We start from the raw sequence: 26,921 nt of genomic DNA, 5'->3' as shown, positions 1-26,921 counted from the left end.
CAGAGGGAGAATAAGCATGACGATGATCGCTCGAAAATGGCTGGCTTGTGCGGCAATCGCCGGAAGCCTGCTGACGGCTACCGCCGCACCCGGTTTCGCAGCCACCTTGAAGATGGCATGGGCGCAGGATGCCACGGGCCTTGACCCGCACAAGCAGACGGCCTTTTCCTCCATCCGCCTGCTTGAACTGATCTATGAACCTCTGGTTCGTCTGGATGGCGATCTCAAGGTCGTGCCAGCGCTTGCGAAAGAATGGACCTTCTCGCCCGACGCCAAGACGCTGACCTTCAAGCTGGACCCAACTGCCAATTTTCACAATGGTGCTGCCGTCACCTCCGCCGACGTGAAGGCTTCCTTCGAGCGCATTCTCGACCAGGCAACGGGTGCTGCGGCACGCGCGAACTATCTTTCGATTGCCAGCATCGATACGCCAGACGCCGCGACGGTGGTCTTCAACCTGTCGCAGCCCGATGTTCCGCTTTTGACCGCTATGGGCAGCATCAATGCGGCGATCGTTCCTGCGTCCGAAATCACCTCCGGCAAGATCGGCACGGCTGCCGTTGGCAGCGGCCCGTTCAAGCTGGAAAGCTGGGAGCCGAACCAGAAGGAAGTGCTCAAAGCCAATGCCGAGTGGGCTGGCGGCAAGGTGGGTGTAGATGGCATCGACATCAGCGTGTTGCCGGATGAGAACGCCATTCTTGCAGCACTACGCGCGAAAAAGGTCGATTTCGCCCTGTTGAACGACCCCCTGGTCGCAACGCTTGTGCCGAAGGTTGCCGGACTGACGCTGAACCGCAAGCCGGTTCTCTCCTATCACGCGCTGCAACTGAACGCGTCGCGCAAGCCGATGACGGAGCTTGCGGTGCGGCAGGCAATCTCCTGCGCTATAGACCGTCAGGATGTTCTCGATACGGCTCTGCTCGGCGAAGGCGAAGTCACCGGACCGCTGACGATGCCGCTCTATCGCTCGGATCCGAACAGCCTCTTCTGCTACAAGAGGGATCTGGAGAAAGCCAAGAAGCTGATGGCCGATGCCGGGCTGAAGGATGGCTTCTCCGCAACCGTGATTGCCGCAACCGGCGAACCGCCGACCGCGGCTGCCGAAGCTCAGGTCATCCAGTCGCAGTTGAAGGAAATCGGCATCAATCTCGATATCAAGATGATGGAACTCAATGTCTATGTCGACACTTGGCTGAAGGGCGATTTCGACATGGCCATTGCGCTGAATGGTGGCCGGGCTGATCCTTACACCATGTATAACCGCTACTGGACGAAAGCCGGCAACCTGCAAAAGGTCGCCCACTATATCGACGACACGCTGGACGACCTGATGCAGAAGGGTCGTGTCGAAACCGATGTCGCCAAGCGCAAGGAAATCTTCGCCGCTTTCGACAAGCATCTCGCCGAAGTCTCGCCATGGATCTGGCTCTACACCGGCTATTCCTACACTGCGCAGCAGCAGAATGTCGAAAACTTCGTGGCAACCCCGGATGGCTCTCTCTTCGGCCTTTCCAAGGTCACCGTTAAGTAATGCGTGCATGAGGCGGATGACGACATGACCTATCTGCTACGACGTCTTGTGACATTCCCGCTGGTGATGCTGGGTGTCTCCGTTCTGGTGTTCGTCGCCATCCGCCTCGTTCCCGGTGACTCCATCACCGCCATGCTCGGCACCGAGGCCGGGTTGCTGACGCCGGAGCAGAAGCAGGCGCTATCGGCCTATTTCGGTATCGATCAGGGTTGGCTCGTCCAGTATGGCCGCTGGCTTTCCGGCGTCATCACAGGAAATCTCGGTCTCTCGGTCACCTATGGCAAGCCGGTTCTCGAGGTGATTCTCCAGCGTTTCCCTCTGACGCTGGAACTCGCCTGCTTTTCGGTGGTGATCGCTCTTGTTCTCGGCCTGCCGCTCGGCGTCTTTGCGGCAACGCGCGCTGGCCGCGGCTCGGATCTCAGCGTCCGGATTTTCGCCATGATCGGGCAATCCACGCCAAGCTTCGTCTTTGGCCTCGGCATCATCTACATCCTCTCGGCGGGCTTCGGCATTCTGCCAGCCATGGGCGATTACGTGCCCTTGACGCAGGATCCGATCGGCAACCTGTCGCAGCTGTTTTTCCCGGCGCTGACGCTTGGACTTTCCTTTACCGCCTCCGTCACGCGCATTTCCCGTTCGGCGATGCTCGATGTCTTGAGCGATGACTATGTGCGTACCGCGCGCAGCAAAGGTGTCGCGCGCCGAAACGTCATCTGGCGGCATGCCCTGCCCAACGCCCTCATTCCCGTCATCACGCTCTGCGGTGTCGAGTTCGGCTATCTGCTTGGCGGCGCGGTGCTGGTCGAGCAAATCTTTGCACTTCCCGGCCTTGGGCGCATGACGCTGGAAGCCATCCTGCAACGCGACTACGCGCTAGTGCAGGGTGCGGTGTTGTTCGTCGCGTTGAACTTCATGATCGTCAACCTCATCGTCGATCTCGCCTATGTCGCGCTCGATCCGCGCATTCGCTTGGGGAGCCGGTCATGACCTCTCTGCTTTCCAGGCTGTTGCGTCACCCGAGCGGTTGCGTCGGCGCGGCGATCGTCCTTACCTACCTATTGCTGGCGCTTGCCGCCTGGCTCGGACTGACGCCCTATGACCCGCTGCAGCAGTTCCGCATCGACCGCCTGCAAGGCCCAAGCGCCGCTCACTGGATGGGCACCGACATGTTCGGGCGCGATGTGCTCAGCCGCTTGATGATCGGCATCGGTCAATCCTTCCTCGTCGCCTTTTCCTCCGTCGGCATCGCCGCCGTGATCGGCACGGTTCTGGGGCTCACCGCCGCATGGGTCGGCCGCCTGTGGGATGGTGTGGTCATGCGGCTTATGGATATTCTGCTCGCCTTCCCGGCCATCCTGCTTGCCCTGCTGTTCATCACCGTCGTCGGCCCCGGCACCTTCACCAGCATTCTCGCCATCGCCTTCGTCTACACGCCAATCTTCACACGCGTGGTGCGCGGACCGGCACTGTCGATCAAGGCGCGTGATTTCGTCGATGCGGCCCGCACCTTCGGCAGTTCTACCTCCTACATCCTCACCCGGCACCTGATGCTCAATCTGGTAGCGCCACTGACCGTGCAAGTGACACTGGCGTTGGCATGGTCGCTTCTCACCGAATCGGGCTTGAGCTTCCTTGGCCTTGGCACACAGCCACCGAACTCCTCGCTCGGCCTGATGCTGGCGGACAGCATCAACCTGATGGAAATGGCGCCGTGGCTGCTGATCTTCCCGGGTCTCGCCGTCATGCTCGGCATTCTCGGCTTCAACCTTCTGGGCGATGCGTTGCGCGATCTGCTCGATCCGCGCATGCGACGGGTGGCATCATGACTGAGCTTCTTTCGGTTCAAAATCTAAGCGTCGGCTTTGGTCGCGGCAAAGCCATCAAGCCGATCGTGGACGGCGTGACCTTCACGCTCGATGCGGGCGAAACGCTTGCGATCGTCGGCGAAAGCGGATCGGGAAAATCCGTCACCGCGCTGTCGATCAATCGCCTCATCGACTACAGCGGCGGTACGATCACCAGTGGTCGGATCGATCTGTCGCTCGCAGATGGAAAGACGCTGGATCTCGCCACTCTGGACACTGGGCGTATGGAGCGCATCCGAGGGTCGGAGATCGGCATGATCTTTCAGGAGCCGATGACCTCGCTCAATCCGGTTCTCACCATCGGCAAGCAGATCGAGGAAGTCTTCCGCCTGCAAGGCAAGGGCGGGACAGAGGCGCGTGCCGAGACACTCCGCGCTCTCGACCGGATGCGCATTCCCGACGCAGCGAGACGCCTTGGTTACTATCCGCACCAGCTTTCGGGCGGAATGCTGCAGCGGGTGATGATCGCGATGGCGCTCGCAGCCTCCCCTCGCCTTCTCATTGCCGATGAGCCGACCACCGCACTGGATGTCTCTGTCCAGGCGCAGATCATGGCGCTTCTCGCCGAGCTTCAACGCGAGACCGGCACCGGCCTTATCTTTATCACCCATGATCTCGGGCTGGTTGCCGGTATCGCCGACCGCGTGCTCGTCATGCAGTCTGGAAAGGTAGTCGAACAGGGAAAAGCCGACGATATTCTCGATCGTCCGCAGCACAGCTACACACAACACCTGCTGAACGCCGTGCCGCATTTTGCCAACGGTCGGCATGTCCGCGACGACGCGCCGCGACTGAAACACGCGTACGAGCCCGCCATACTTGCGGTCAAGGAGTTGACCGTACGCTTCCCCACGACGACGGGGCTCTTACGCAGACCCGCCGGCGCAATCCATGCGGTGGAAGCTGTGGATTTCGAGATATGCCGGGGCGAGACTCTGGCGGTTGTCGGAGAAAGCGGATCGGGCAAATCGACCACTGCCCGAGCTCTTCTCGGTCTGGTCAAGACCACACGAGGCTCTTTCACCACGCAATCGTCCGAGTCGACAAAGGCGCAGAAGCCGATGCAGATGCAGATGCAGATGGTGTTCCAGAACCCCTATGCTTCGCTCAATCCGCGTCTCGATGTGCAAAGCCTTTTGGCCGAGCCCGTCATTGCAGCGGGCATCCGGATCGACGGACAAATCACGTCGCGCATGACAGCGCTTCTCGATCGCGTTGGCCTTCCATCCGATAGCCTCACCCGCTACCCACACGAGTTTTCCGGTGGCCAGCGCCAGCGCCTTTGCATCGCCCGCGCGCTGATGCTCGATCCCTCCATTCTCGTGCTGGACGAGGCAGTGTCGGCGCTCGATGTGTCCGTCCAGGCTCGCGTTCTCGATCTTCTGATCGACCTGCAAAAAGAGCGCGATCTTGCCTATCTCTTCGTCTCTCACGACATGGCTGTGGTCGAACGCATCGCCCACCGCGTGGCCGTGCTCTATGCAGGCCAAATCGTCGAAATCGGCGAGGCCCGCGCCGTCTTGTCGAATCCCCAGCACAGCTATACCAAGAAGCTGATTGCAGCAGTGCCGACCATGGAACGGCGGCGCGAGAGATATGAGCTGAACACTGAGGCCTTGCCGACATTGCTGCGTCCCGAGGGCTTCGAGCCGCAGCCCTCACGCTGGGAACATTTTGGCGCAGACCACCGCGTGAAGCTTGAAATGGCGGCAGCCAACTGAGGGGGAAATATCCATGGCCGAAGCACAGTCGCCTCTCCTTACGCCTTTCGACAGTGGGTTTGGTCTTCTGAAAAACGCCGTGGAGCACGGTCGCATTCCAGGCGGCGTCTTCGGCATGATCGACCGTGATGGCAAGCGACTGACAAGAGCGGTCGGCCACGCGCAAAAGGTGGGTGGCGAGCGCCCGATGATGCTCGACACATGGTTCGATCTCGCTTCGCTGACCAAGGTCATCTTCACCACGCGCAAGATTCTCGAATTGGCAGTTTCAGGCGCGGTCGATCTCGATAGTTCCATTACGACACTCATTCCCGATTTCCGGCAATACGCCCCCGATTGCTGGGAACGGAAAGTGACTTTCCGCCAGTGCCTCGGCCACCAGACCCCGTTTCCGGCGGTAGAGCCGATCTACACCTATGGCGATGACCCCGACCGTCTGCGCGCCTTTGTCCTTCAGCGCGAATGGCGACATGGCGAGCCTGCCTATTCGGATATCAATTACATCCTGCTTGGCATTGCTCTTGAGAGGTTGGAAGCCAAGCGTATCCGCGAGATGGATGCCGGTGCGGGCTTTGACTTTGAGAGCACGCCTGAAAAAACCGCGGCCACCGAGTTCTGCACCTGGCGTAACCGGATAATCTGCGGCGAGGTGCATGACGAGAATTGTTACGCGCTCCAAGGCTCTGGCCATGCGGGACTGTTCGGCACTGTCGATGCCGTCCTCGACTATGCCCAATCGCTGTTGATTGGGAACGAGAACGGCGACCCCGTGGTCAGGCTGATGCGCCAACCGCTTTCCGACAAACGCACCCACGGCTGGGAACGCCCCTATGAGGGTTGGTCGGGTGGCCCGCTTTGTAATGATAGCGTTATCGGCCATACCGGCTTTACCGGCACGGGTCTCTGGATCGATTTCGACAAGGGTCGCGCCTGGACCTTACTGACCAACCGCGTGCATCCGAGCCGCCACGTCGATAGCGGCATTTTCGCACTGCGCGCTGCCATCGGCGATATGATCAACACGCATTGAGGAGAGACGAAATGGAACCGATCTGGGCCGTAGGTTTGATGACGGGAACCGTGTTGGATGGCAACATCGACGTTGCGCTTCTTCACACCGATGGAGAACGCGTCGAGCGCTTCGGTGCCTACACGCTCGCACCGTATGATCAGGCGGTTCGCGATCTTCTGGAGGAGACGCTGGCTGAGGCCCGCAAATGGAATTTCGAAGGACCGGAGCCGGAGATTTTTGGCCGAGCCGAAGACGCGCTGACCCGCGCTCAGTCCGCTGCCGTGGCAGACCTTGTGAAGGATGCCGGGCTTTCGCTCTCCGATATTGGCGTGGTCGGCTTCCACGGGCAGACGGTTCTGCACCGCGCGCCGCAACCGGGTCGCCTTGGCGCCACTCGGCAACTGGGCGATGGCGAATTGATGGCGAAGCTGCTGGGCACCAAGGTCGCCTATGATTTTCGCAGCGCCGATGTTCGCGCTGGTGGACAGGGTGCCCCGCTTGCTGCCGCCTACCACTCGGCTCTGCTGAAAGGCGTTGCGCAAGACGGAAGTGCTGCCATCCTCAATCTCGGCGGCGTCGGCAACGTCACCTGGAGCGATGGCAAGGGCCATGTCGTTGCCTTCGATACCGGCCCGGCCAATGCCCCGATCAACGACTGGATCAAGCAGCATGGACTGGGCGACATGGACCGTGACGGCCTGATCGCCGCATCGGGTCAGGTCAACGAAGAGCGCCTGGCGAAGTTGCTGCAGCATCCCTATCTCACCGCCCGCTTCCCGAAATCGCTGGACCGCTTCGATTTCGGTGCCAGCATGGCGGACGGCCTTTCGCTGGAAGACGGCGCAGCCACCCTGACGGCCTTCACCGCCTCCGCCGTCGGCAAGGCACTGGACCTTCTTCCACAGCGCCCGGAGAGACTGTTCGTTAGTGGCGGCGGTCGCCATAATCCGACGTTGATGAGAATGCTGGCAAAGCTGGCGCGAGTGGACGCGCAGCCTGCTGAAACACTGGGCTGGCGGGGCGATGCCGTAGAGGCAGAATGCTTTGCTTTTCTGGCTGTGCGCGTGCTGCGCAATATGCCAATCAGCTTCCCCACCACGACCGGCGCACCCGAACCGATGACCGGAGGTCGACTGGCAGCCTGAAATTTTTCGGGGAGGACCGTCTAGAGTCGCTTCTTCAGAAACTTCCGGGTGCGGCCGATCGGAAAATCCGGCAGCTCCCCGAACACCTCGTAACCCTGGCGGCGATAAGCCTTTTCCGCCGCCGGGTTGAAGGTGTCGATCCAGGCGGAGTGACAACCACGCATCCGCGCTTCCTCTTCCGCCGCCGCCAACATGCGGCCTGCCATCTGCTGGCCGCGGAGACTTTCGTGAACCCAGAGCCACTGTACGTAGAGCCAGCCCCAGGCCGTGTATCCATTGATGCCGGCAAGTAGCACGCCGTCATCGCCACGAATGATCACCGCGAGCGGCACCCTGTCAGCGGAGCCGACATCAGCATCGTTGAATGCGCTAAGATTGGCACCGATGGCCGCAATGTCTTCAGGGGCAGGATGATCGGTCACTGTCAGGTGGGGCTTCATGCGAGTTCTCCGAGACTGAAGAGCGCTTTAAAAAAGACTGCCCTGATTTCCCGGATCGCTTGCAACCGGCTTCACGGATTTCTTGCGCACCTGAGCCGAGGACGTATCCGCTAAAGCCGGCGCATCAGCACCAGCCACCGCCGAAACTTCGCCATCGGCAAACTCCACCGAAATGACCTCACCGGGAGCAACGGCCGCGGCGCGGGTAAGTGGCCGGTTCTCCTCATCGCGAATGACCGCATAGCCGCGCTTCAAGACGTTTTTGTAGGAAAGCGATTGCAAGATGCGCTCATGTGCAGCGAGACCGGATCTATTCTGCGCCATGCGATGAAGAACAGCCGTGTCGGCGCGCCGCACGCAAGCCAATAGTCGTTCTTTCTGCCGATCCAGCTGGCCAGACAGACGCATCGGCAATGCGCGCAAGGATGAATCCGATGAAGACACCCGCGCCTTGGCCTGCAGCAGGCGTCTCTCGATCAATGCTTCTGCCCGCTGCATGCGTTCATTCACACGCTGGCGATGCTGGCGCAGGCCGTGGCCGAGAACATCCGGCCGCAATCCGGACGCGGTGCGCTCGAAGCTGCGGCGCTTGTTCATGGTGTTGAGCTCAAGCCCTCGGCCAAGCCCGACGGATACCTCATCGAACCGACGACGGGGAAGCGCCAGCAACTGGTCGAGCGAGGGAAGCGCGCGCACAAGGGCACGAAGTCCCTGGGCGCGATTATCCATATGCCGGCGCGTCGAACCGGAGAGACGTGCCGCCAGACCGGCAAGCTGGGCCTCGAGATCGGCCCGAACCGGCACGGCCATTTCCGCCGCCCCTGTCGGCGTTGGCGCACGAACATCCGCGGCGTAATCGATCAAGGTCGTATCGGTTTCGTGACCGACAGCCGAAATCAGCGGAATTGCGCTTTCCGCCGCCGCCCGCACGACGATCTCGTCGTTGAAGCTCCACAGGTCCTCGAGGCTGCCACCGCCACGCGCAACAATCAGCACATCGGGCCGGGGAATATCGCCGCCGTGAGGCAAAGCGTTGAAGCCCCGTATGGCGTTCGCCACCTCTTCACCGGAACCCTCGCCCTGAACCTTCACTGGCCAGACCAGAACGTGAACCGGAAAACGATCTGAAATACGGTGCAGGATATCGCGGATGACGGCACCTGTCGGCGAGGTCACCACACCAATGACCTGCGGCATGTAGGGCAGCCGGCGCTTGCGCGCCTGATCGAACAGCCCTTCCGCAGCCAGCCTACGGCGACGCTCTTCCAGCAAGGCCATCAATGCGCCAGCGCCCGCGGGTTCCAGGCTTTCGATGACGATCTGATACTTCGATGATCCCGGGAAGGTCGTGATCTTTCCCGTTGCAATCACTTCCATGCCCTCTTCCGGGCGGAACTTCAGCTTGGAAAAGCTTCCCTTCCAGATAACGGCATCGATGCGTGCGCGATCGTCCTTCAGCGAAAAATAGGCGTGACCGGATGTGTGCTGTCCGCGGTAGCCGGAAATCTCGCCGCGCACCCGCACCTGATCGAACGCGGTCTCCACCGTCCGCTTGATGGAACCGGACAGCTCGGAGACGGAAAATTCGGTGAGGTTGCTCAGCGCTGGCTGACTGAAAATATCGCTCATACCCAATGGTAACCGATGCGCCACGATTCGGGAACCGTAAGGACTTTGTGACAGTTTGAATAAAAACTGGCAGAATCGTTATACTGTGTTACCTTCGATATCTTGAAGTGCATGCCATCGAGGAGACATCGCAGCTTTTGAGGAGAAGATGCCTTGTCTTGATTGCTTTGGGAGGAGCGGCATCATGGAATTTGTTCTGGGAATAGCACTTGGCTTGAGTGCTGCGGCAACACGTTCGACCTTTGCCGTCGCGAGCGTCGGCATTCTTGTGGTGGCAGTCTTTGCAGCTGCCGCGTTTATGGCGGCAAGCGGCGTTTCGATTCTGACGCTTTTGGCGACGTTGGTAGGGCTGAACATCGGTGTCGCCATGGCCTTCGTCGGAGCGTTCGCGCTTCGGTAAGCAGCTGCTGACAACGCCCAATTGAGCACTTATGATCACGCCTGCTCATGATCGAGGTTTGGCGTGACATTTGCTCGTTTTATTTCTGTTCAGATCACGTGCATGGCACTTGATGCTTTTGTCTCGTGGATGCTCCTGTCACAGGTTGGCGTTCCTGTTCTGCTTGGAAAAACACTCAGCTCTCTCTCAGTCGCAGCTTTTGCCGTTCTCTATCTGCGGCGCCCAAGCATCATGGCGAGCCCTAGCCGCTTCATCGTAACCACCATCACTCTGATCGTGTTGCTCGTCAGCTACGGCATCTTCACGCTGCTCTTGTTGCGCAATCCCATGCTCCAATGGCCATTGGCCTTAATTGCCGCGTCCGTTGCGGCTCTGCTTCTATCCCTCATCGGCTACTGGCGCGCGCCTCGCTCAAGTCCCGGACGGTGAAGCGACGTCGAAAGACGACGTGTAGCGCATCGACAGTCTAACGTTCGCTTCTTCCTTCCGACGAGATTTGGCGACCACGGGCGAGATGGCCCGATATGTCCTCTTTTCGTCCGATGAACGCATTTCGCCTTTCTATCGCGGGCGTAAAACAGTATCCATATGAACACTGGAGTTACAAAAATGTCCCACAATACTGCGCTTCTCGTTATCGACGTCCAGGAATCCTTCCGACACACACCCTACTTCGAAGAAAGTGGTCTGACGAAATTCATCGCAGCCCAACAGGCGTTGATCGATGGGGCAGAAGCGGCAGGCATTCCCGTTGCGCAGATTTTCCATGTCGATGGAGACCGGGCTTTTTCGGCCGAAAGCGATTTTATTTGCGCATTCGAAGGAATCAGCATCAACCCAAGCGTGACTTTCCAGAAGAACCGTCATTCGGCCTTCGTCGGCACCGGGCTTGACGTCTGGCTGACGCAGCGGGGGATCAACCGTCTGATCGTCTCCGGCATCCGTACCGAGCAATGCTGCGAGACCACAACGCGCCATGCCGCCGATCTCGGCTATAAGGTCGATTACGTGACGGAAGCCACGCTGACCTTCCCAATGACGCATGCCTCCGGCGAGGTCTTCTCGCCCGCCGACATTGCCAAGCGCACCGAACTTGTTCTTTCGGGACGATTTGCGCGCATTGCAACCGTCGAAGATGCAATCAATGATATGAGGAAGGCTGACTGATGAGCCAAGGGCCTGGCGACACGCCGCACGTCATTCCTGTTTTTGTAGTGCTGCCCCCGCAAACACTGCTGCTGGATGTTGCCGGGCCTCTGGAAGTGCTGCGCTATGCCAATGAGCAACAGAAGAAAATCCGCTTCGTTTGCCACTACATCGCAGCGCAGCCAAACCAGACGACGACGATAGGACTTGGCCTTTGCGGGCTGGAGCCTCTGCCAGATGTGCTGCCCGCCCATGCGATGATCCTCATCTCCGGAAGCTCATCTATGGCCCCGCAGCAGCCGGAGGCGTCCAAGGAACGGCGCGCCCTTTCCGACTGGCTGCGGCGAACGGTGAGGCCGGACACGACAATCGTCAGCATCTGCTCCGGCGCACTGATCGCCGCAGACGCCGGGCTGTTCGATGGCCACTCGTGCACCACGCACGCCCATTGCATCGCCGATCTCAAGCGAATTGCGCCGCTTGCCCTGGTTCAGGAAAACAGGCTGTTCGTCGAGGATGGCAAACGGTTCTCAAGCGCTGGCATTTCCACGGGCGTAGACCTCATTCTGCATCTCGTCTCGACCCTCGTCAGTCCAGAGGTTGCCGCCCGCATCGCGCAGATCATGGTGGTCTATCTGCGCCGCACGACCCACGATCCACAAATTTCACCCTGGCTTTCGGGCCGAAACCACATTCACCCCTCCATTCATCGGGCTCAGGATGCCATCGTTGCAAATCCGGCAGAGGACTGGACGCTGGCGCACCTCGCAGACATTGCCAATCTCAGCCAGCGACATCTATCCCGGCTGTTTCGAGAGCAGACGGGGTTAAGCGTCGTGGACTATGTCAATCTGATTAGGGTGACCCTGGCGCGCGACATCATCTCCCAATCGAGGCTCGATATGGAGGCCGTGGCAGAACGCTCGGGCTTCGCCTCCGCGCGTCATCTGCGCCGCATCTGGCAGCAGCATCATGAAAAGCCACCGACTGCATTTCGAAACCTCTCCTCGTGACCAGCGTTTACCTTTTTGGCGAGATGATTGGATCACGGAAATTCAATAGTCATCGCCTGGCAGCACCGCTAAACCTTTCGAGAGACAATTGAGGAGAAACTCCATGCAGAACCGAACGCTTGGCCGCACCGGCCTTTCCGTCGCGCCTATCGTCTTCGGTGGCAACGTCTTTGGCTGGACCGCAGACGAGAAGACCTCCTTTCAACTGTTGGACGCCTTCTTTGACGCCGGCTTCAATGCCATCGACACAGCCGATGTCTATTCGGCCTGGGTACCAGGCCATCAGGGTGGAGAATCTGAAGCGATTATCGGCAAGTGGCTGAAGAGCGGCTCCGTGAAGCGTGACGACGCCGTCATCATCACCAAGGTCGGCTTTGACAATAATGAGCGCAAGACGGGGCTGAGCGCTGACTGGATTGCCAAGGCGGTCGACGATTCGCTGCGTCGTCTGCAGACCGATTATATCGATCTCTATCTCGCCCATAAGCCGGATGATGCCGTGCCTCTTGAAGAAACACTCGGCGCTTTTGCCCGGCTGAAAGAAGCTGGCAAGGTCAGAGCCATCGGCTGCTCGAACTATAATGCGCAGCAGCTTCAGGCTTCACTCGATGTCGCGGAAGCGACGGGGCTTGGACGTTTCGACGTTCTTCAGCCGGAATACAATCTCTATACCCGCGACAAGTTTGAAGGCCCGCTCGCGGACCTTTGCGCCCGCGAAGAAATAGGCGTCATCAATTACTACAGCCTCGCTGCCGGTTTCCTGACCGGCAAATACCGAACCAAGGCCGATACCGAGGGTGTTGCGCGCTCCTATCGCGTCGCCAATTATCTCGATCCGCGTGGGCTCGCCATCCTTGGCGCCATGGATGCAATCGCTGCTGAGACCGGTGCACGGCACGCCGATATTGCGCTGGCCTGGCTGTTGGCAAAACCATCTGTAACGGCCCCGATCGCCAGCGCCACCAGCCTTTCGCAGTTGGAGAGCTTCAAACGCGCGGTCAATCTTCGCTTGAGCAACGAGATGATCCGGCTATTGGACGAAGCAGGAGCCTGACAGAGACAATGACACTGACCATCCGCGATGCCACCAGCAGTGACCGGGAGGATTGGCTCCGTCTGTGGAAGGCGTACCTCGCCTTCTACAAGGTCGATCTACCAGACGACGTGACCGACCATACCTGGGAACGATTGCTGGACCCGGAATCGCGGCTTTCAGTGCGACTTGCCGTTCTGGACGGCGCGGTCGCGGGCTTCGCCATCCACCATTTTCATGAATCCACCTGGGCCAAGACGCCGGACTGTTATCTTGAAGATCTCTTCGTCGATGGCACCATCCGCGGCAAAGGCATCGGCCGCGCCCTTATCGAGGATCTCATCCGCATCTGTCACGAAAATGGATGGTCGCGCCTCTACTGGCATACGGATGAAGGCAATCATCGCGCCCAAGCGCTCTATGACAGCTACGTCAAGAGCGACGGCCATATCCGCTATCGGCTGAAGTTCTGAAGCATGTCGCGCAAAAGTGTGCAGCGGTTTTGCGATAACGACATGCGGCAAAACAAGGACCTAGAGCGAAGGAGTGAATCTGAAAGATCGCGACGGGTTTTAGAGCGCTGCCGCAGAGGCTTGCCTGCCTCTGGCGGCGCTCAGTGATCCTGCTGGAATGCGCGCAGATCAGCCACGACGTTGCACTGCAGACCGCTCGGCTCATAACGAACCGTGACCTTGCTGTTCGAGACCCCGGACACCCCGGCCTTGATCAATCGTGAGCCAGCGCCCTCGCGGTCCGGTGGGCAGACAGGCGGACCGCTCTTTTCCTGCCACGTAAATTCGAAGGTCTCTCGGTTCTCGCCAACAACTTGCCAGGAAATCTCAATCTTGCCAGTTTGCGTCGAGAGCGCCCCATACTTCACGGCATTGGTGGCAAGCTCATGGAGAATAAGGGAAAGCGACAGCGCCGGGCGAGAGCCAACATGGATTTCCGGCCCGTCCACAACGAAGCGGGGCTCGCTCGGGTCATCATGCACCGCCAGCATCTGCCCGACGAGATTGCGGACCGTGGAGGAACCTAGCCCTCCCTGGATCACCGTATCGTGGGCGCGGCTCAAGATATTGATGCGCTCGGCGAGCGTCTGCCGCGCCACATTCATATCCGGTGCGGATCGCAATGTTTGCGATGCGATGGCCTGAACCATGGCCAACTGGTTCTTCAGGCGATGCCCGAGTTCATGCGCCACCAGTTCCTTGTGCCGCTCTTCCGCCAGGCGCTCGGTCACATCCTGCGCCTGAACCAGGATTCCGAAGATCTCGCCCACGGCATCGCGCATCGGCTGATAGACCAGATCGATCGACCGGTCCTGCTTTTCACCGCCCGGCCCGCGGTTCAGCTCGATCGACTGGCCTTTTGCAACAAAGGGTTTACCTGTCCGGTAGACCTCATCGATCTTCTCGATATGCCCCTGCTGCGCCACTTCGGAAAGCGCCTCGGCGATGGGCTTGCCTATGATCTCACGCCCGGCACCGATGATGGAATAGCATTCCTCATTTGCAAACTCAAAGATGTGGTCGGGACCGATCAATGTGGCGATGCCGCCAGGGGAGAGTTCGAAGACCTGCCGCAGGCGCTCCTGCTGCAGCTTCTGCTCACGGCGCATCAGCACCTCACCGGTGATTTCCGAGCACGCGCAAAACATGCCGAGCACCGTCCCCGAATGATCGCGAACCGGCGTATAGGAAAAGGCAAAATGCGTTTCTTCCGGATAACCCTTGCGGTGCATGGTAAACTCGATGTCGTCCATCGAGGTGCCCTGGCCAGCATAGGCGGCGCTGATGATCGGCTCGACCTTATCCCAGATGTCAAACCAGAGATCCTGAAAAGGCTTGCCAAAGGCGTCAGGATGACGGTTGCCGCACATGAGCGAATAGCCGTCATTATAAAGGGTGATCTGCTGCGGCCCCCAAACCATCAGCATCGGCTGAAGCGAGCCAAGCATGACGTTGACAAGAACTTTCAGCTCGACGGGCCATGCATCCTTTGGCCCTAGGGGATTGCTGTCCCAATCAAACTCCCGAAAGATCCGTCCGCATTCACCGCCGCTGACATAGTGCAAAGACATCCCCTTGGAGCAAGCGTATCAAGGCAGCATCGTTCCCGAACACGCCAACCGCAACTATAAAATCCGAATACCAAAATCCCAGTTGGTCCCGACGAAAGTCAGCGTTGCCACTGCCGGCAGCGACCACTCCATGCCGTAACCTCATTCAAATCAGAAGCACAATAGCTGAATACAAATGAACGTGCCAGAGAGCCCGCTGATAGGCAAAGGGTCGCAAGCTGCATGGATTTCCGACACCGCGTTTGAGCGCCACTGAAGGTGCTTACTCAACCGCCTAGCGGACACATTGCCACGCGCGGACGTGCTGTTGCTGGAGGTCGAAACTTTGGAATACAGAGGCTTACCGAACTCCAAGACTCCTTAGCCGGCGTGATATCGAAACCCTGCCTATTCCCAGGATCGCAATTCGCGTGGTTTTCAAGACAAAACAGAATTTTACGCTTGCATGGCGCCATAGCTGTGGCTATGAACGGCCCGCTTACCACAGCGCGCCGGAGAGGTGGCAGAGTGGTCGAATGCACCGCACTCGAAATGCGGCATACCTGCAAGGGTATCGTGGGTTCGAATCCCACCCTCTCCGCCATATTTTATGATTTTCTGTGTTTTTTGAACGCTTTAGCATGTTTGCGGTGAGCAAAGCCTACAAAAAAACTCACAAAACTGGATCGTCTTCATCGCATGGGTGAGTCTAAGGCGTACAGCCGCTTGTTGGAGGCGTTCACAGCACTTTCTCTTACGACGCGTCGAAGCTTGCAATAATCATCGGGGACACCTTTTTAAGGTCTTCCATCGACTTTATCGTAATTTCGAGATCACCTGTACCAAAATGCCCAATTTGTCGCACATCGCGCATCATCGTTGGGTATAGTTCAACTGTATCAGGATCAAGATTCAGATAGACCCGCACCACGCGCTTCTGGTTGTATATTTGGACGGATGCAAAATTCCTGTTTCGACGGAAGGCCATGTAATGCTTCTGTGGATGCACAGTTACATCATCGCCTAGGCCACGAAGCATTCTGGAAAGCTCGTCATAGATGGCACGCAAGTGTTTTGGCGCTGCGTCGATCTTGTCGTTCACTGTGACTACAGGTTTTCCTGCAACAACTTTCACTCCGGCGTTCCGGCTTGGCACAGCCTCCTCCAACTCTTCTGCAAGTTTTGGCAGGACGAGAAGCCTGTGGATCAAGCCTTCAACCGTGTCGAGTATAACGGCAATTTGCTCTTTGGTAGGTGCCCAGCCTCGATGAGCGGCAGCATTACCGGCGTCAACAATCGGGCTCAGGATTTCCCGCTCGTGTAACGAAAGCTTACCTTCGTCTTGAAGCGCCTGAAGGCCTCTTGGGAAGTTCCCTTTGTCCCCCACGGTAAGTACAATCAGGCGGTCAATCAGAGTTCGTGAACCAAACGTGGCCAGATAATACGAACCGCTTTGAAGAGATTTGTAAATTTCAGCAGAGATTGCTCTTAGTGTGTCGTCTGGCAAGTCGTCGAACCAAGTCGGGGACGCCCTATAAGTTACTGGCGGGTAAATTTCCTCATCCCACAGCTTTTCAAGATAAACGGCGCCAGTTGACGGATCTTGGAACTGGTCCACGTTCTCAGAGAAATGAGTTTTCCGTATTAGAGCGACATGTTCGCAACCGCAGCATTCTGCAATTAAGTATCGCGAAGTCAGATCGGTGCCACTCCTATAGTCATGCTCTTCGTTTTTATGCTCTGCACGGATAAAATGGCGGTTATGTCGCTTACACTCATTACAAAAGAATTTTTCAATTGTTTCGTTAGCCATCACTTATAAAACCTGCCCTACCATCGCATCTCTCGCAGCCGGACCAATACGTTCCTTCAGCGTCTCCCTTAAATGGTTCATTGCACCATTCACAATACCGATTTTTTCGTGCCGACCGAAACAATCGAAACAGAAAACGGTTTCCCGTTATCAAGCGTGCCGCGACCAGAAGTAAGACAGCGATGTCAGAGACAGATCGAAGGTCTGCCGTGCCATGTGGAGAATCGCGGCATCCTCTCGGGACAGTGGGTCCAGCACATGACCAAGGTCTTCGCTCCTGACGACCCGATCAAAATCGGTGGTGAATGCACGGTAATCCTTTTCGGAGATAGACACCGGATCGACCGTACGACAAGCAAACATCTTTTTGAAAAAACTCATCTCCAGGCCTGATCTATCCGAAAACGTGCCAAGCGCGATTGGACGATCTCGAAAATCGCCATCTCCAGTCACAAGTAGTTTTGAGTTTGGCAGCGACCTTCGATACCAAACGGGAAATCTGACGAGGTTGATCTTTACAGGGTCAGCATGTGCCGCTCAAAGTATCTGACAACGGTAGATCGACGGGTATCACAGGGTGGACACGTCAATGTCTTCGATGATTTTACCGCCAACACAAAGATCATCTGCGCCGAATTGGCTCTTGCCCTTGCGTCTTAAGAAGCCTCCTTTAAGACAGTTCCAGCGAGACAAGGGAGCGGACATTGCAGGCAGCGGTTGAGGCGTTCATTGCGCGTTGGCAAGGGCAGGAAGGCGGACAGGAGCGGGCAAACTACGCGCTGTTTCTGACAGAGTTGTGCAATCTGCTGGGCCTTCCGCAGCCCGATCCGGCATCGGCCTCGCATGAGGACAACGACTATGTCTTCGAGCGTGTGGTGAAGGAAACGACCCGAGACGGCGCGGTCAACTCCAAGCGGATCGATCTTTACAAGCGCAATTGCTTTGTTCTGGAAGCCAAGCAAAGCCGTCTGACTGGCGATAAAAAGCTCGCAGACGCCCCGATGCTGCCCGGTATGGAAAGTGCGCCGCGCGGACGCCGCGCCAGCGCCAACCGTGCCTGGGACGTGTTGATGATGAACGCCCGTGCGCAGGCCGAAAACTATGTTCGGCTTCTACCCTCTACGCACGAGCCGCCGCCCTTCGTGCTTGTCTGCGATGTCGGCCACTGCATTGAGATCTACGCCAATTTTCGCCGCGACGGAAAGGCTTATGACCAGTTCCCGGATCGCCGTTCCTTCCGCATCTATCTTGAGGATTTTCGTGACGAGATGGTGCGGGCGCGTCTGAGAGCGATCTGGACCAACCCGGTTTCGCTCGATCCTTCGCTGCATGCGGCCAAGGTGACACGCGATATCGCCACCCGCATTGCCAAGGTCAGTCAGGCACTTGAGAAATCAGGCTATGCAGCCGAAGAGGTGGCCATGTTCCTCATGCGCATGCTCTTCACCATGTTTGCCGAGGACGTGCAGCTTCTGCCCAAGGATTGTTTCAAGGATCTGTTGAAGGACTGCGCGCAGAAGCCGGAGATTTTTCCCGGCATGATGGAAGATTTGTGGAAGGCGATGGATGAGGGCGGCTTCACCGCAACTATCCGCGAAAAGGTGAAGAAATTCAACGGCGAGTTCTTCAAGAACCGCAAGGCACTGAAGCTCGCCAGGGAAGAGATTGGCGAGCTTGTGGCGGCGGCCAATCACGACTGGAAGGATGTGGAACCTGCCATTTTCGGCACGTTTCTGGAACAGGCGTTGGACCCGACGGATCGGCGTAAGCTCGGAGCGCACTACACGCCGCGCGCCTATGTGGAGCGGCTGGTCATTGCCACCGTCATAGACCCCTTGCGCGCGGAGTGGGATAACGCCCGCTCCACCGCCGACCGGCAGAAGGCCGAGGGCAAGGCGGATGCGGCAATCAAAACCGTGCAGGCCTTTCACGACAGGTTGTGCGAGACCCGCGTGCTGGACCCTGCCTGCGGCACCGGCAACTTCCTTTATGTGTCGCTGGAACTGATGAAACGTCTGGAAGGCGAGGTGCTGGAAGCCCTCGTCAACCTTGGCGGCCAGGAAGGGCTGGCGCTGGAAACCCACACGGTCGATCCGCATCAGTTCCTCGGCATCGAAGTCAACCCACGCGCCGCCGCCATTGCCGAGTTGGTGCTTTGGATCGGCCATCTGCAATGGCACTTCCGCAATCGCGGCGTGGCACCATCCGAGCCTATTCTGAAAGCCTTCAAGAATATCCAGAACATGGATGCAGTGCTAAAATGGGATGGTTATCCCATGCCCAAAGTGGTGGAGGGCAAGGAAGTTTATCCTAATCCACGCCGCCCGGACTGGCCGAAGGCGGATTACATCGTCGGCAACCCGCCCTTTGTCGGTGGGAAGGACATTCGCGCGCGTATGGGCAGCGCCTATGCCGAGGCGTTGTGGAAGGCGCACCGCCATATGAACGAAAGCGCCGATTTCGTTATGTATTGGTGGGATCGAACTGCAGAAATCCTACTGAAACCCAAGAGCCCGCTGAAACGCTTCGGTTTCGTCACCACCAATTCCATCAGCCAGGTGTTCCAGCGCCGGGTGATGGAAGCGCATCTCAACGCCAAGAAGCCGCTCTCGCTCACTATGGCAATCCCCGACCACCCGTGGACGAAGGTCACCCGCGATAGCGCCGCCGTGCGCATCGCCATGACGGTGGCGCAGGCGGGCAAGCACGAAGGGCGCTTGCTGGAGGTTGTCTCCGAGGAGGCAGTCGAAACGGACAGCCCGGTGATCTTGTTTGCGGAGAGGCAGGGGAAGATCAATTCGGATTTGACGGTTGGGGTGGATTTGGCATCGACTTTGGAATTGATGAGCAACAAAGGAATTTCATCAAGAGGCGTGGTGTTGCACGGCGCAGGGTTCATCATCTCGCCCCAAGAAGCATGGAACCTAGGCCTAGGGCGCACTTCGGGTCTTGATCGGCACATTCGAGCGTATTGCAATGGGCGAGACTTAATGGATCGTCCGCGCGACGTTATGGTGATCGACCTTTTTGGTCTAACCGCAGATGACGTCAGAATGCGGTTTCCTGAAGTCTATCAGCACGTGAAAATTGAGGTGAAAGAAAAGGTCATTGTCAACAGGACCGGCGAAAAAGAGTTTGTCGGACGTGACTGGAATAATCGCGAGTACAGAAAACAGAACTGGTGGCTGTTTGGAGAGAACGTACCGGATCTTCGCAAGGCACTTTTCGGCCTTCCACGCTACATCGCAACTGTTGAAACCGCCAAGCATCGTGTGTTTCAGTTTCTCAATACCTCTATCTTGCCGGACAACAAACTGGTTGCTATCGCCTTGAATGATGCCTTTACTCTCGGCGTCCTTTCTTCAAGACTTCATATTCCTTGGGCAATGCGGACAGGCGGTTGGCTCGGTGTTGGAAACGACTCAGTCTACGTCAAATCGCGTTGCTTCGACCCTTTCCCCTTCCCCGATGCCACCCAAACCCAAAAAACCACAATAGGCGCGATAGCCGAAGAACTCGATGCGCATCGCAAGCGGGTTCTGGACGAGCACCCGCACCTGACGCTGACCGGGCTCTACAACGTGCTGGAGCGGCTAAAGGCCGGCGCGAAGCCCGATGAATTGAACGAAAAGGAACGGCGGATTTTCGATGATGGGCTGGTGCTGATCATCAAGGAGTTGCATGAGCGCCTGGATTCGGCAGTGGCGGATGCCTATGGCTGGCCGGTGGATCTGGCGGAAGAAGAAGTGCTGGCGCGGCTGGTGGCCCTGAACAGGGAGCGGGCCAAGGAAGAAAAGCGCGGGCTGGTGCGCTGGCTGCGGCCGGATTACCAAATCCCCCGCTTCGGCTCCGACAGGGAGAAGGCAGAGCAGATCGAGGCGGATTTTGGCGAGGCGGCGGTGGCGAAAGCGGGGCCAAAGCCGAGTTTCCCCGCCGACGAACGCGACCAGACCCCCGCTGTTCTACACCAGCTTATGGAAGCGGAAGGGCCAATCGATGCGGCAGCGATTGCCAGCAGCTTCAAGCAGGGGCGCAAGTGCTTGGGCGCGGTTCAAGCCGTACTGAACGCCTTGTTCCGTATGGGGCTGGTATCGACAGTGGATGGCAAGCGCTTCGCCTGGCGGCGCGTGGCATAATTCCTATCGGCTCGGCCGTCCATCGATGTGCCGCTCGTTTGGGGGCCTGATCGTCAGTGTCGGAGAGTACCTAACGGCATAATGGCGTGCGCGAGATTTATGCCAGGTGAGAGTTGGCCGCGTTGCGTCCTCAGCTTCTCTGTGCAGGCGATCATGACGGCCCAGGCGGGCCGTCATGAGATTTTTTGTGCTGTTCAGCCAAAACCCATCAAGACCGCGGCGGCAGGACGGGAAGCGGCTCTGCGCGACCGACGATGAAGGCGTAGGAGAAGGCGCCGACCAGCGCCATGCCGGCCGCCATCATGAAGGATGGCGTGTAGCTTCCGCCGAACATGTCCAGCAGAAAGCCAAAGAGCAGCGGGCTGATGATGCCGGCGATGTTGGAGGCGAAGTTCTGGATGCCGCCGATCGAGGCGACGTGGCGGGAGCTTGGCGCGACGTCGGCGGGTAGCGACCAGATGCCCGTCGCGGCAATGGCGAGGCTGCTGTAGGAGATCGCCAAGAAGAACAGCGCCATATAGAGCGACTGCGTCAACGATGCCGGCAGGATGGCAGCGCCACCCAGCATGCCGCCGACCATGATGATCTTGCGCACCGTCGTGACATTGGCACCATTGCGGATTGCTCTATCGGCCAGCGCGCCGGCAATCCATGCGGTGACGACAGCAGAGAGACCCGGCAGCATTCCATATAGGCCGAGTTCCGCAAGGTTGAGGCCGCGGGCGGTCTTCAGGTAGCTTGGGAACCAGGTGAGGAAGAAGTAGATCACGAAGTTGAGGCAGAAAAAGCCGATCATCATGCCCCAGATGGTGCGGTATCTGAAGAGATCGACCCATTTGATCTTGGCGGCCTCGGGGTCGTCGTTTTCGACGGTTCGCCCACCGTTCTCGATGATGTAGCGACGCTCCAGGTCGTTTGCCCGCTCATGCTCGGTCGGATCGCGGTAGGTCACGTACCAGAAGAAGGCCCAGATGATGCCGACGGCGCCGAGGATGATGAAGGAATAGTGCCAGGTCGCCACAGCGATGATGGCCGTGACGATGGGCAGCGCCAAGACGGTGCCGACGCGAGAGCCCGAGTCGATGACAGCCGTTGCAAAGGCGCGCTCGCTCTTCGGGAACCATCGGGAGGCGGCCTTGGTGGCAGACGGATAGGCGGGAGCTTCACCGGCACCGAGCGCGAAACGAACGGCGAAGAAGGTCCAGAAGCTGTAGGCGAGCGGCGTCAAAGCCGTAAAGACTGACCACCAGACGGCGGCAAGCGAAAAGGTCTTGCGCGCGCCAAGCTTGTCGGTGATCCAGCCGGCAAGCAGCATCATGCCGTCATAGGCCCAGAAAAACGCGCCGAGAATCAAGCCTTTCTCGGTGTTGGTGAGATTCAGGCCAAGCTCGGAGTCGATGAAGGGAAGCGCGACGCTCATATTGGCGCGATCGAGGTAGTTGATCGAAATCCCGACAAAACACATGAACAGAATAAAATATCGAACTTTCGTGGCGCCGGCGGGCGCACTCTTTGGGTTAATCATGACATCGAACCTCCCTAGCATGATGAACTCACCGCAGGCCGCGGGATTGCTCTGCTTCTGAGGATCGAGCAGATGGCACCGATCTTTTCAGAACGATGGAAGGCCTTCGGCATGCCGGGCAACATCAACGGGCGAACAGATGTCCTCCAATGATGGCCAGCATCATTCATTTATCAATCAACTCTCCACCAGTAAATAGATGAAACGGGGCGAGCCGATGCGAACGACAGGCGACGCTGGGATGACGGGCGCAACGTCATTTCTCGTGGGGACGCTGGCTCGCTATCGTCTGTTGGTCGGGTGATTGATAGGGCGTTCTGCTGATAAATGCTGCGCGACGTGCGCGCTCAGCCTTAGGAGTTCGCCTGACATAGACGAAGGCGAGAGATGCGGCTGGATGCAGTCACTCCATCGGTGACCGTGGGTCTGGTGAGGCAAAATGCGCCTACAGCATCGGCCCGAAAATCGAGTTCGATTTTCGGAAAAGCACGATGTGTAGATTCAAAAAGGTAAAGCGCCCTTTGTGCGTCCAATAGGACGCACGGCGCTTTAGGGCTTCATAAGCGCAGGCGTGCTCCGTTCCGGTCAAGAGCGGTTGACTGGCCGACGTTCTTGTTGCTGGGCCATGCGCAACAATCAGCGCGCCACGAGTTCGATCTTCAATGGAGCCGCACCGGCCACGATCTCCAGCAAGCGGTCGATGTTGGGATGAGCGCCGGGACGGTTCTTTGCGTCGGCCGTGTGCTCGGCGAAAATATCGAGCCCATGGGTCGCTGCTTGCCTGTTCAGCAGACCGAAGCATTGCTCAAGATATTGATAGACGGCGAGCGAGCCTTGCTTGCCGGGCTGGTTTTCGATCGTGGCGACGATCTTGCCATGCGCGTCGATCAGATTGATCTGCGCCAGTCCCTCGATCGAAGGCAGCAATTGCAGGTTATCCTTGAAGGAAGCGGTCGGCTCAATCATGATCAGGTTCTCCTAGAGCATCGGCCCGAAAATCGGACTCGGTTTTCGGAAAGCACGATGCATCGATTCAAAAAGGTAAAGCGTCTTTTGTGCGTCCAGTAGGACGCACAGCGCTTTAGCGTCTGTTTCGCCAGCGTTTAGCAGCTTCATCACGCTGCCGCCACCGGCATCGACTGAGCTTTTGAATTGACGCTTTCGCTGCCATCACGCAGGCAAAAATCCTCATTGCCTGTCGGCATAAAGGCGCTATCATCGCGGTGTTGTAAGATCATTGTCTTTGGGAGGAGCAATAATGAGACGCATGTGGCCAGAGGAATTTTCCGCTCTACTCGACCATGCCGAAGAGGTGAACCTCTCCATTCCACCGGCAGAGGGCGTCGGCGGCGGCAAGGAGCCGACCACGAGAAAGGCCTTGAAAGCCCGCATCACCCAGGACGACTTCGAGAAGATCTGGCCCTTGGCGGAAGCGCGCTACAGGCTGGACGGCAAGTTTTCGGGAAAGGCGATCACGCTCATTGCCAACAATCCGCATTACCGGCAGTGGCACCCGTCTGATGGCGGTAGCGAAGAAGGCGTAGCCGACAGCGGCCACAAATATACGACACGATACGTTATCGTGCATTTCCTACTGGATGAGGTGCGCGAACCCGTCGAGGCGTGAAAACGGCCTGATCAGCTTTGCGAAGCGATAGGTCATCCGAGTGCCGAACAACAGATCACCTGCGGCAGCCTTAAGCTGCCGCAGCGTGCATCCCGCCCCTGACCGAACGCGTGGTGGCAAACTGCCCCACCATCTGCGCCAGTCTTTCGGTCTCGTGCACCAGGGTTTGCGCTGCCGCAGTCGTCTCCTCAACCATCGCCGCGTTCTGCTGGGTCACCTTGTCCATTGCGTCGCCAGCAGCGGAGACTTCGCGCAGGCTCACCGCCTGTTCGCGCGCTGCAGTCGCAATCCTGTCGATGATGGCGCTGATACCGCCCACCTGCTCGCAGATATCTTTCAGCGACATCCCCGTTTCATCGACCAATTGAACGCCTGTCGTGACCTGGGCTGACGATGTGGAGATCAGAGCCTTGATCTCGCGTGCGGCACCGGCCGATCGTTGCGCCAGTTCGCGCACTTCCTGAGCGACGACAGCAAAACCCTTGCCAGCCTCTCCGGCGCGGGCCGCCTCCACCCCGGCATTCAGCGCCAGGAGGTTGGTCTGGAATGCGATTTCGTCGATCACGCCGATGATGTTGCCGATCTTCGTGGAGGATTCCTGAATTTCGCTCATGGCACCGATGGCGCGCTCCACCACGACACCGCCACTCTCCGCATTGGTCTTGGCAAGGGACACCGTCTTCTGCGCGTGGCTTGCGCCATCGGCAGTGCCGTTGATGCCGCTTGCCACTTCACCAAGTGCAGCAACCGTTTCTTCAAGAGAAGCGGCCTGCTGCTCCGTGCGGCGGGCGAGATCGTTGGAGGCGCTTGAGATTTCAAACAGTCCCGACTGAATGGTGCCGACGCTCTGGATCACAGCATCGATGGCCTCCTCAAGCGTGGAAACCGCGCTGTTGAAGTGGTCTCTGATCCGATCGTAGCGTGGATCGACTGCGCCGATGCGCGCCGTCAGGTCGCCCTTGGAAAGCGCATCAAGACCCGTCGAAATCTGGCGGAAGGCATGTTCCATCGCCTGCGCTTCCGTCATGCGTTCGGCCTCGCGCTCGAGGCGCATATGTTCGGCCTGCTGTCTTTCCCGATCGGCCTCAGCCTCGGCATGGATACGGGCGCGGTCATTTTGCTGAAACACCTGCAGCGCGCCAATCATCTCACCGATCTCATTATCGGTCTTGGCAAGCTTGAGCTGGGTGTCGGCCTCTCCCCGTGCAAGCCGCGCCATGGCTTGCGCCACCTGCATCATCGGGCGAGCCACGGAGCGAACCATGAAGAGCGCGATCGCCATCGCCAGAACAAGGCTGAACAGGCCGGCACCCCACATCCAGGATGTGCCCTGGCTGCCCTGACGTTCCGAAGTCGAGGCGATTTCGCCGGCGATCTTCACGATGCCGTCGGTAACGCTTTGCAATGTGGAAACGACGAGCGACGCCTGCTGGTCGGATGTCGCCAGATTGGTTTTCATCGCGTCGAAGGATTGACCGAGCTGAGCGAGATTGGCGGTCATGTCGGTGCCGCTGGTTTTCGACAGCATGGTGCCCAGCGCTTGCGCCTTCTTCAGACCAGCCGCAATCACCTCGGCGGACTCTGTCGACGGCTGGACGCGGTATCGTTCGACCTGGGCAAGCGTGTCCTTCAACACATTGCTGAAATTGCGTGCCGTACCGGAAATGATGCGCGCCTTGGAGCGCGCCTTGTCCTTCTCGCTTTTGGAGGCAAGTTCGGTCTCGGCGGATTTGCGCAGCGCTTCGTCAAGCGCCTGGGTAATGGTGGAAATCTTGGAGAAGAGGGCGAAATCCTGCGTTGAAACCAGTGCCGCGCCATTGTCCTTGGCAATCGCTCCTTGGATATCCGCAAATGTCGCGGCCAGATTGCTAACGATCGGCTGGATGTCCGGCGTGCCGCCGAGCTTCACGACTTCGGCAAGGCCTGCCTCGGCACGCGCCATCGGTTCGGCAAGCTGCGCGGCAGAGACCTGAGCGCCTTGGCCTGCGGCACGAACCAGCGCAAGCTCGATCGCGTTGATGCCTTCATTGAAGGTGCTGGCGTTCTGAATGAGAATGCGGATGCTGTTGAGCGTCACCAGCGCGTTGTTGGAGTTGGTCTCTGCCTGGCTGGCGATATCCTGAGAGGTCTTCTCGGTCTGTTCGGCAAGCGTCACCATGCTGCCGGCCGCATCGCGCAAGGCAGTACCCGCCTTCTGAACAGTATCCTGCGAGGCCGCAAGGGCTTTTACCGCGTCGGACGTCTTGGCGATCCCGCTGGAGAGTTCGGATTTCTCGCTTGTGGAAAGAGCAAGCGCGTTGAGCTTGGATTGGGCCGTATCGAGAGCGCCGACAGCCTCGTCGATCCATTTGGGATCCTTGCTGACGAGATATTGGATGATCGCGCCTTCGGCCTTGTTGGCGCCGATCAGCACCTTCGACGTATCCACCGTCTGGGTTACGGCACCGGTGAGGCTCCCCATGCCCCGGATGCCAACGACCGCCACAAGCACGACCGATATGAGCAGCAACGCCATCCCACCCGTCGTTCTGAAACCGATGGACTTCACCTTTTGGGATAATGCCATGCCCGTACCCTCTTCCCCACAGCGGCTTCGCCGGCTGACCACCGGCAGACGCTAGAGGAAATGGATAAAAAACATCTTAAGTATCGAACGAGTATCGGCCACGCCGATACGGAGTTGTCTTCGAAAAGGCCCCGGCATCAGCAGGATTGCATCACATGTCATGGTCGTCGCTGTTGATGCACGGTGCGCTTGGGCGACGAGGTCTCGGCACCTTCCACTCTTGTCACGGGATACAGTCCTTTCGCCAAGAGATTGGC

The 26,921-nt window shown here is 58.4% G+C and carries 22 protein-coding genes and 1 tRNA gene; 15 read left to right on the top strand and 8 right to left on the bottom strand.

Features of this window, described 5'->3' with window-relative positions:
• Window positions 1-16: 16 nt before the first annotated feature.
• Genes EYC79_RS06450 through EYC79_RS06425 form a run of 6 tightly spaced genes read left to right on the top strand, consistent with a single transcriptional unit; the run spans window position 17 to window position 7,274 of the window.
• Window positions 17-1,531, top strand: coding sequence for an ABC transporter substrate-binding protein (locus tag EYC79_RS06450; protein WP_130977495.1), 1,515 nt, complete (start codon window positions 17-19; stop codon window positions 1,529-1,531).
• 24 nt (window positions 1,532-1,555) lie between these two features.
• Window positions 1,556-2,518 carry an ABC transporter permease gene (locus EYC79_RS06445; protein WP_130977494.1) on the top strand — a complete coding sequence of 321 codons (963 nt, stop codon included), beginning with the start codon at window positions 1,556-1,558 and terminating at the stop codon, window positions 2,516-2,518.
• On the top strand, window positions 2,515-3,357 hold the full coding sequence (locus EYC79_RS06440; RefSeq protein ID WP_130977493.1) for an ABC transporter permease: 843 nt from the start codon (window positions 2,515-2,517) through the stop codon (window positions 3,355-3,357). The genes EYC79_RS06445 and EYC79_RS06440 overlap by 4 nt, the downstream gene beginning before the upstream one ends.
• Window positions 3,354-5,117, top strand: a complete 1,764-nt coding sequence (locus tag EYC79_RS06435; RefSeq protein ID WP_130977492.1) for an ABC transporter ATP-binding protein — start codon at window positions 3,354-3,356, stop codon at window positions 5,115-5,117. Before EYC79_RS06440 ends, EYC79_RS06435 begins: the two co-directional genes overlap by 4 nt.
• Window positions 5,118-5,130: 13 nt before the next feature.
• Window positions 5,131-6,147 (top strand): serine hydrolase domain-containing protein, encoded by a 1,017-nt coding sequence (locus EYC79_RS06430; protein ID WP_130977491.1) that lies wholly within the window; start codon window positions 5,131-5,133, stop codon window positions 6,145-6,147.
• Window positions 6,148-6,158: 11 nt separating this feature from the next.
• On the top strand, window positions 6,159-7,274 hold the full coding sequence (locus tag EYC79_RS06425; RefSeq protein ID WP_130977490.1) for an anhydro-N-acetylmuramic acid kinase: 1,116 nt from the start codon (window positions 6,159-6,161) through the stop codon (window positions 7,272-7,274).
• A 20-nt stretch (window positions 7,275-7,294) separates the two neighbouring features.
• Here the strand turns inward: EYC79_RS06425 and EYC79_RS06420 are convergent, their stop codons facing one another.
• Both EYC79_RS06420 and xseA read right to left on the bottom strand, forming a co-directional pair.
• A complete protein-coding gene (locus tag EYC79_RS06420; RefSeq protein WP_130977489.1) occupies window positions 7,295-7,714 on the bottom strand; it encodes a GNAT family N-acetyltransferase in 420 nt (139 codons plus the stop codon).
• A gap of 27 nt (window positions 7,715-7,741) precedes the next feature.
• Window positions 7,742-9,343, bottom strand: a complete 1,602-nt coding sequence (xseA, locus tag EYC79_RS06415; protein ID WP_130977488.1) for an exodeoxyribonuclease VII large subunit — start codon at window positions 9,341-9,343, stop codon at window positions 7,742-7,744.
• A gap of 184 nt (window positions 9,344-9,527) precedes the next feature.
• Here xseA and EYC79_RS06410 point away from each other — a divergent pair, with 184 nt between their 5' ends.
• From EYC79_RS06410 to EYC79_RS06385, 6 genes are all read left to right on the top strand, one after another.
• Window positions 9,528-9,743, top strand: a complete 216-nt coding sequence (locus EYC79_RS06410; RefSeq protein WP_130977487.1) for a hypothetical protein — start codon at window positions 9,528-9,530, stop codon at window positions 9,741-9,743.
• A 102-nt stretch (window positions 9,744-9,845) separates the two neighbouring features.
• Window positions 9,846-10,172, top strand: a complete 327-nt coding sequence (locus EYC79_RS06405) for a hypothetical protein (protein ID WP_130977486.1) — start codon at window positions 9,846-9,848, stop codon at window positions 10,170-10,172.
• Window positions 10,173-10,352: 180 nt separating this feature from the next.
• Window positions 10,353-10,910: an isochorismatase family protein gene (locus EYC79_RS06400; RefSeq protein WP_130977485.1), complete on the top strand. Its 558-nt coding sequence runs from the start codon at window positions 10,353-10,355 to the stop codon at window positions 10,908-10,910.
• A complete protein-coding gene (locus tag EYC79_RS06395; protein ID WP_130977484.1) occupies window positions 10,910-11,902 on the top strand; it encodes a GlxA family transcriptional regulator in 993 nt (330 codons plus the stop codon). The genes EYC79_RS06400 and EYC79_RS06395 overlap by 1 nt, the downstream gene beginning before the upstream one ends.
• 103 nt (window positions 11,903-12,005) lie before the next feature.
• Window positions 12,006-12,956, top strand: a complete 951-nt coding sequence (locus EYC79_RS06390; protein WP_130977483.1) for an aldo/keto reductase — start codon at window positions 12,006-12,008, stop codon at window positions 12,954-12,956.
• Window positions 12,957-12,964: 8 nt separating this feature from the next.
• Window positions 12,965-13,408 (top strand): GNAT family N-acetyltransferase, encoded by a 444-nt coding sequence (locus EYC79_RS06385; protein WP_130977482.1) that lies wholly within the window; start codon window positions 12,965-12,967, stop codon window positions 13,406-13,408.
• Between the two features lie 140 nt (window positions 13,409-13,548).
• On the opposite strand, the gene EYC79_RS06380 is transcribed toward EYC79_RS06385, so the two are convergent.
• A complete protein-coding gene (locus EYC79_RS06380; protein WP_165456972.1) occupies window positions 13,549-15,012 on the bottom strand; it encodes a PAS domain-containing sensor histidine kinase in 1,464 nt (487 codons plus the stop codon).
• A gap of 499 nt (window positions 15,013-15,511) precedes the next feature.
• On the opposite strand from EYC79_RS06380, the gene EYC79_RS06375 reads away from it, so the two are divergent.
• Window positions 15,512-15,601, top strand: a tRNA-Ser gene (locus tag EYC79_RS06375).
• A gap of 150 nt (window positions 15,602-15,751) precedes the next feature.
• Here EYC79_RS06375 and EYC79_RS06370 read toward each other — a convergent pair.
• Both EYC79_RS06370 and EYC79_RS06365 read right to left on the bottom strand, forming a co-directional pair.
• Complete coding sequence (locus EYC79_RS06370; RefSeq protein WP_130977480.1) at window positions 15,752-16,810, bottom strand: DUF5655 domain-containing protein; 1,059 nt, start codon at window positions 16,808-16,810, stop codon at window positions 15,752-15,754.
• 150 nt (window positions 16,811-16,960) lie between these two features.
• Window positions 16,961-17,146, bottom strand: a complete 186-nt coding sequence (locus EYC79_RS06365; protein ID WP_130977479.1) for a hypothetical protein — start codon at window positions 17,144-17,146, stop codon at window positions 16,961-16,963.
• Between the two features lie 368 nt (window positions 17,147-17,514).
• On the opposite strand from EYC79_RS06365, the gene EYC79_RS06360 reads away from it, so the two are divergent.
• Window positions 17,515-20,946, top strand: a complete 3,432-nt coding sequence (locus EYC79_RS06360; protein WP_130977478.1) for a class I SAM-dependent DNA methyltransferase — start codon at window positions 17,515-17,517, stop codon at window positions 20,944-20,946.
• A gap of 208 nt (window positions 20,947-21,154) precedes the next feature.
• Here the strand turns inward: EYC79_RS06360 and EYC79_RS06355 are convergent, their stop codons facing one another.
• The gene (locus EYC79_RS06355; protein ID WP_205654320.1) at window positions 21,155-22,471 is read right to left on the bottom strand and encodes an MFS transporter; all 1,317 of its coding nucleotides are present in this window, start codon (window positions 22,469-22,471) and stop codon (window positions 21,155-21,157) included.
• A gap of 636 nt (window positions 22,472-23,107) precedes the next feature.
• The gene (locus EYC79_RS06350; RefSeq protein ID WP_113265075.1) at window positions 23,108-23,437 is read right to left on the bottom strand and encodes a DUF2322 family protein; all 330 of its coding nucleotides are present in this window, start codon (window positions 23,435-23,437) and stop codon (window positions 23,108-23,110) included.
• Window positions 23,438-23,738: 301 nt separating this feature from the next.
• Between EYC79_RS06350 and EYC79_RS06345 the strand changes: the two genes are divergently transcribed.
• Entirely contained in the window at window positions 23,739-24,098 is a 360-nt protein-coding gene (locus EYC79_RS06345) for a hypothetical protein (RefSeq protein ID WP_130977556.1), read from the top strand.
• A gap of 70 nt (window positions 24,099-24,168) precedes the next feature.
• On the opposite strand, the gene EYC79_RS06340 is transcribed toward EYC79_RS06345, so the two are convergent.
• Window positions 24,169-26,664, bottom strand: coding sequence for a methyl-accepting chemotaxis protein (locus EYC79_RS06340; RefSeq protein ID WP_245495206.1), 2,496 nt, complete (start codon window positions 26,662-26,664; stop codon window positions 24,169-24,171).
• Between the last annotated feature and the right edge of the window lie 257 nt (window positions 26,665-26,921).

It is taken from the genome of Agrobacterium cavarae (genome assembly GCF_004310285.1).
Lineage (GTDB): Bacteria > Pseudomonadota > Alphaproteobacteria > Rhizobiales > Rhizobiaceae > Agrobacterium > Agrobacterium cavarae.
Note: the sequence above shows the minus strand (reverse complement) of the source record. Positions and strands in the feature narration are given on the sequence as shown.

What these genes read in the sequence shown, in the direction of transcription:
- EYC79_RS06420 (WP_130977489.1), bottom strand. Translation starts at nt 7,714, where the DNA reads ATGAAGCCCCACCTGACAGTGACCGATCATCCTGCCCCTGAAGACATT.
- xseA (WP_130977488.1), bottom strand. Translation starts at nt 9,343, where the DNA reads ATGAGCGATATTTTCAGTCAGCCAGCGCTGAGCAACCTCACCGAATTT.
- EYC79_RS06440 (WP_130977493.1), top strand. Translation starts at nt 2,515, where the DNA reads ATGACCTCTCTGCTTTCCAGGCTGTTGCGTCACCCGAGCGGTTGCGTC.
- EYC79_RS06450 (WP_130977495.1), top strand. Translation starts at nt 17, where the DNA reads ATGACGATGATCGCTCGAAAATGGCTGGCTTGTGCGGCAATCGCCGGA.
- EYC79_RS06355 (WP_205654320.1), bottom strand. Translation starts at nt 22,471, where the DNA reads ATGATTAACCCAAAGAGTGCGCCCGCCGGCGCCACGAAAGTTCGATAT.
- EYC79_RS06350 (WP_113265075.1), bottom strand. Translation starts at nt 23,437, where the DNA reads ATGATTGAGCCGACCGCTTCCTTCAAGGATAACCTGCAATTGCTGCCT.
- EYC79_RS06425 (WP_130977490.1), top strand. Translation starts at nt 6,159, where the DNA reads ATGGAACCGATCTGGGCCGTAGGTTTGATGACGGGAACCGTGTTGGAT.
- EYC79_RS06390 (WP_130977483.1), top strand. Translation starts at nt 12,006, where the DNA reads ATGCAGAACCGAACGCTTGGCCGCACCGGCCTTTCCGTCGCGCCTATC.
- EYC79_RS06430 (WP_130977491.1), top strand. Translation starts at nt 5,131, where the DNA reads ATGGCCGAAGCACAGTCGCCTCTCCTTACGCCTTTCGACAGTGGGTTT.
- EYC79_RS06370 (WP_130977480.1), bottom strand. Translation starts at nt 16,810, where the DNA reads ATGGCTAACGAAACAATTGAAAAATTCTTTTGTAATGAGTGTAAGCGA.
- EYC79_RS06400 (WP_130977485.1), top strand. Translation starts at nt 10,353, where the DNA reads ATGTCCCACAATACTGCGCTTCTCGTTATCGACGTCCAGGAATCCTTC.
- EYC79_RS06445 (WP_130977494.1), top strand. Translation starts at nt 1,556, where the DNA reads ATGACCTATCTGCTACGACGTCTTGTGACATTCCCGCTGGTGATGCTG.
- EYC79_RS06395 (WP_130977484.1), top strand. Translation starts at nt 10,910, where the DNA reads ATGAGCCAAGGGCCTGGCGACACGCCGCACGTCATTCCTGTTTTTGTA.
- EYC79_RS06385 (WP_130977482.1), top strand. Translation starts at nt 12,965, where the DNA reads ATGACACTGACCATCCGCGATGCCACCAGCAGTGACCGGGAGGATTGG.
- EYC79_RS06340 (WP_245495206.1), bottom strand. Translation starts at nt 26,664, where the DNA reads ATGGCATTATCCCAAAAGGTGAAGTCCATCGGTTTCAGAACGACGGGT.
- EYC79_RS06410 (WP_130977487.1), top strand. Translation starts at nt 9,528, where the DNA reads ATGGAATTTGTTCTGGGAATAGCACTTGGCTTGAGTGCTGCGGCAACA.
- EYC79_RS06345 (WP_130977556.1), top strand. Translation starts at nt 23,739, where the DNA reads ATGTGGCCAGAGGAATTTTCCGCTCTACTCGACCATGCCGAAGAGGTG.
- EYC79_RS06435 (WP_130977492.1), top strand. Translation starts at nt 3,354, where the DNA reads ATGACTGAGCTTCTTTCGGTTCAAAATCTAAGCGTCGGCTTTGGTCGC.
- EYC79_RS06405 (WP_130977486.1), top strand. Translation starts at nt 9,846, where the DNA reads ATGGCACTTGATGCTTTTGTCTCGTGGATGCTCCTGTCACAGGTTGGC.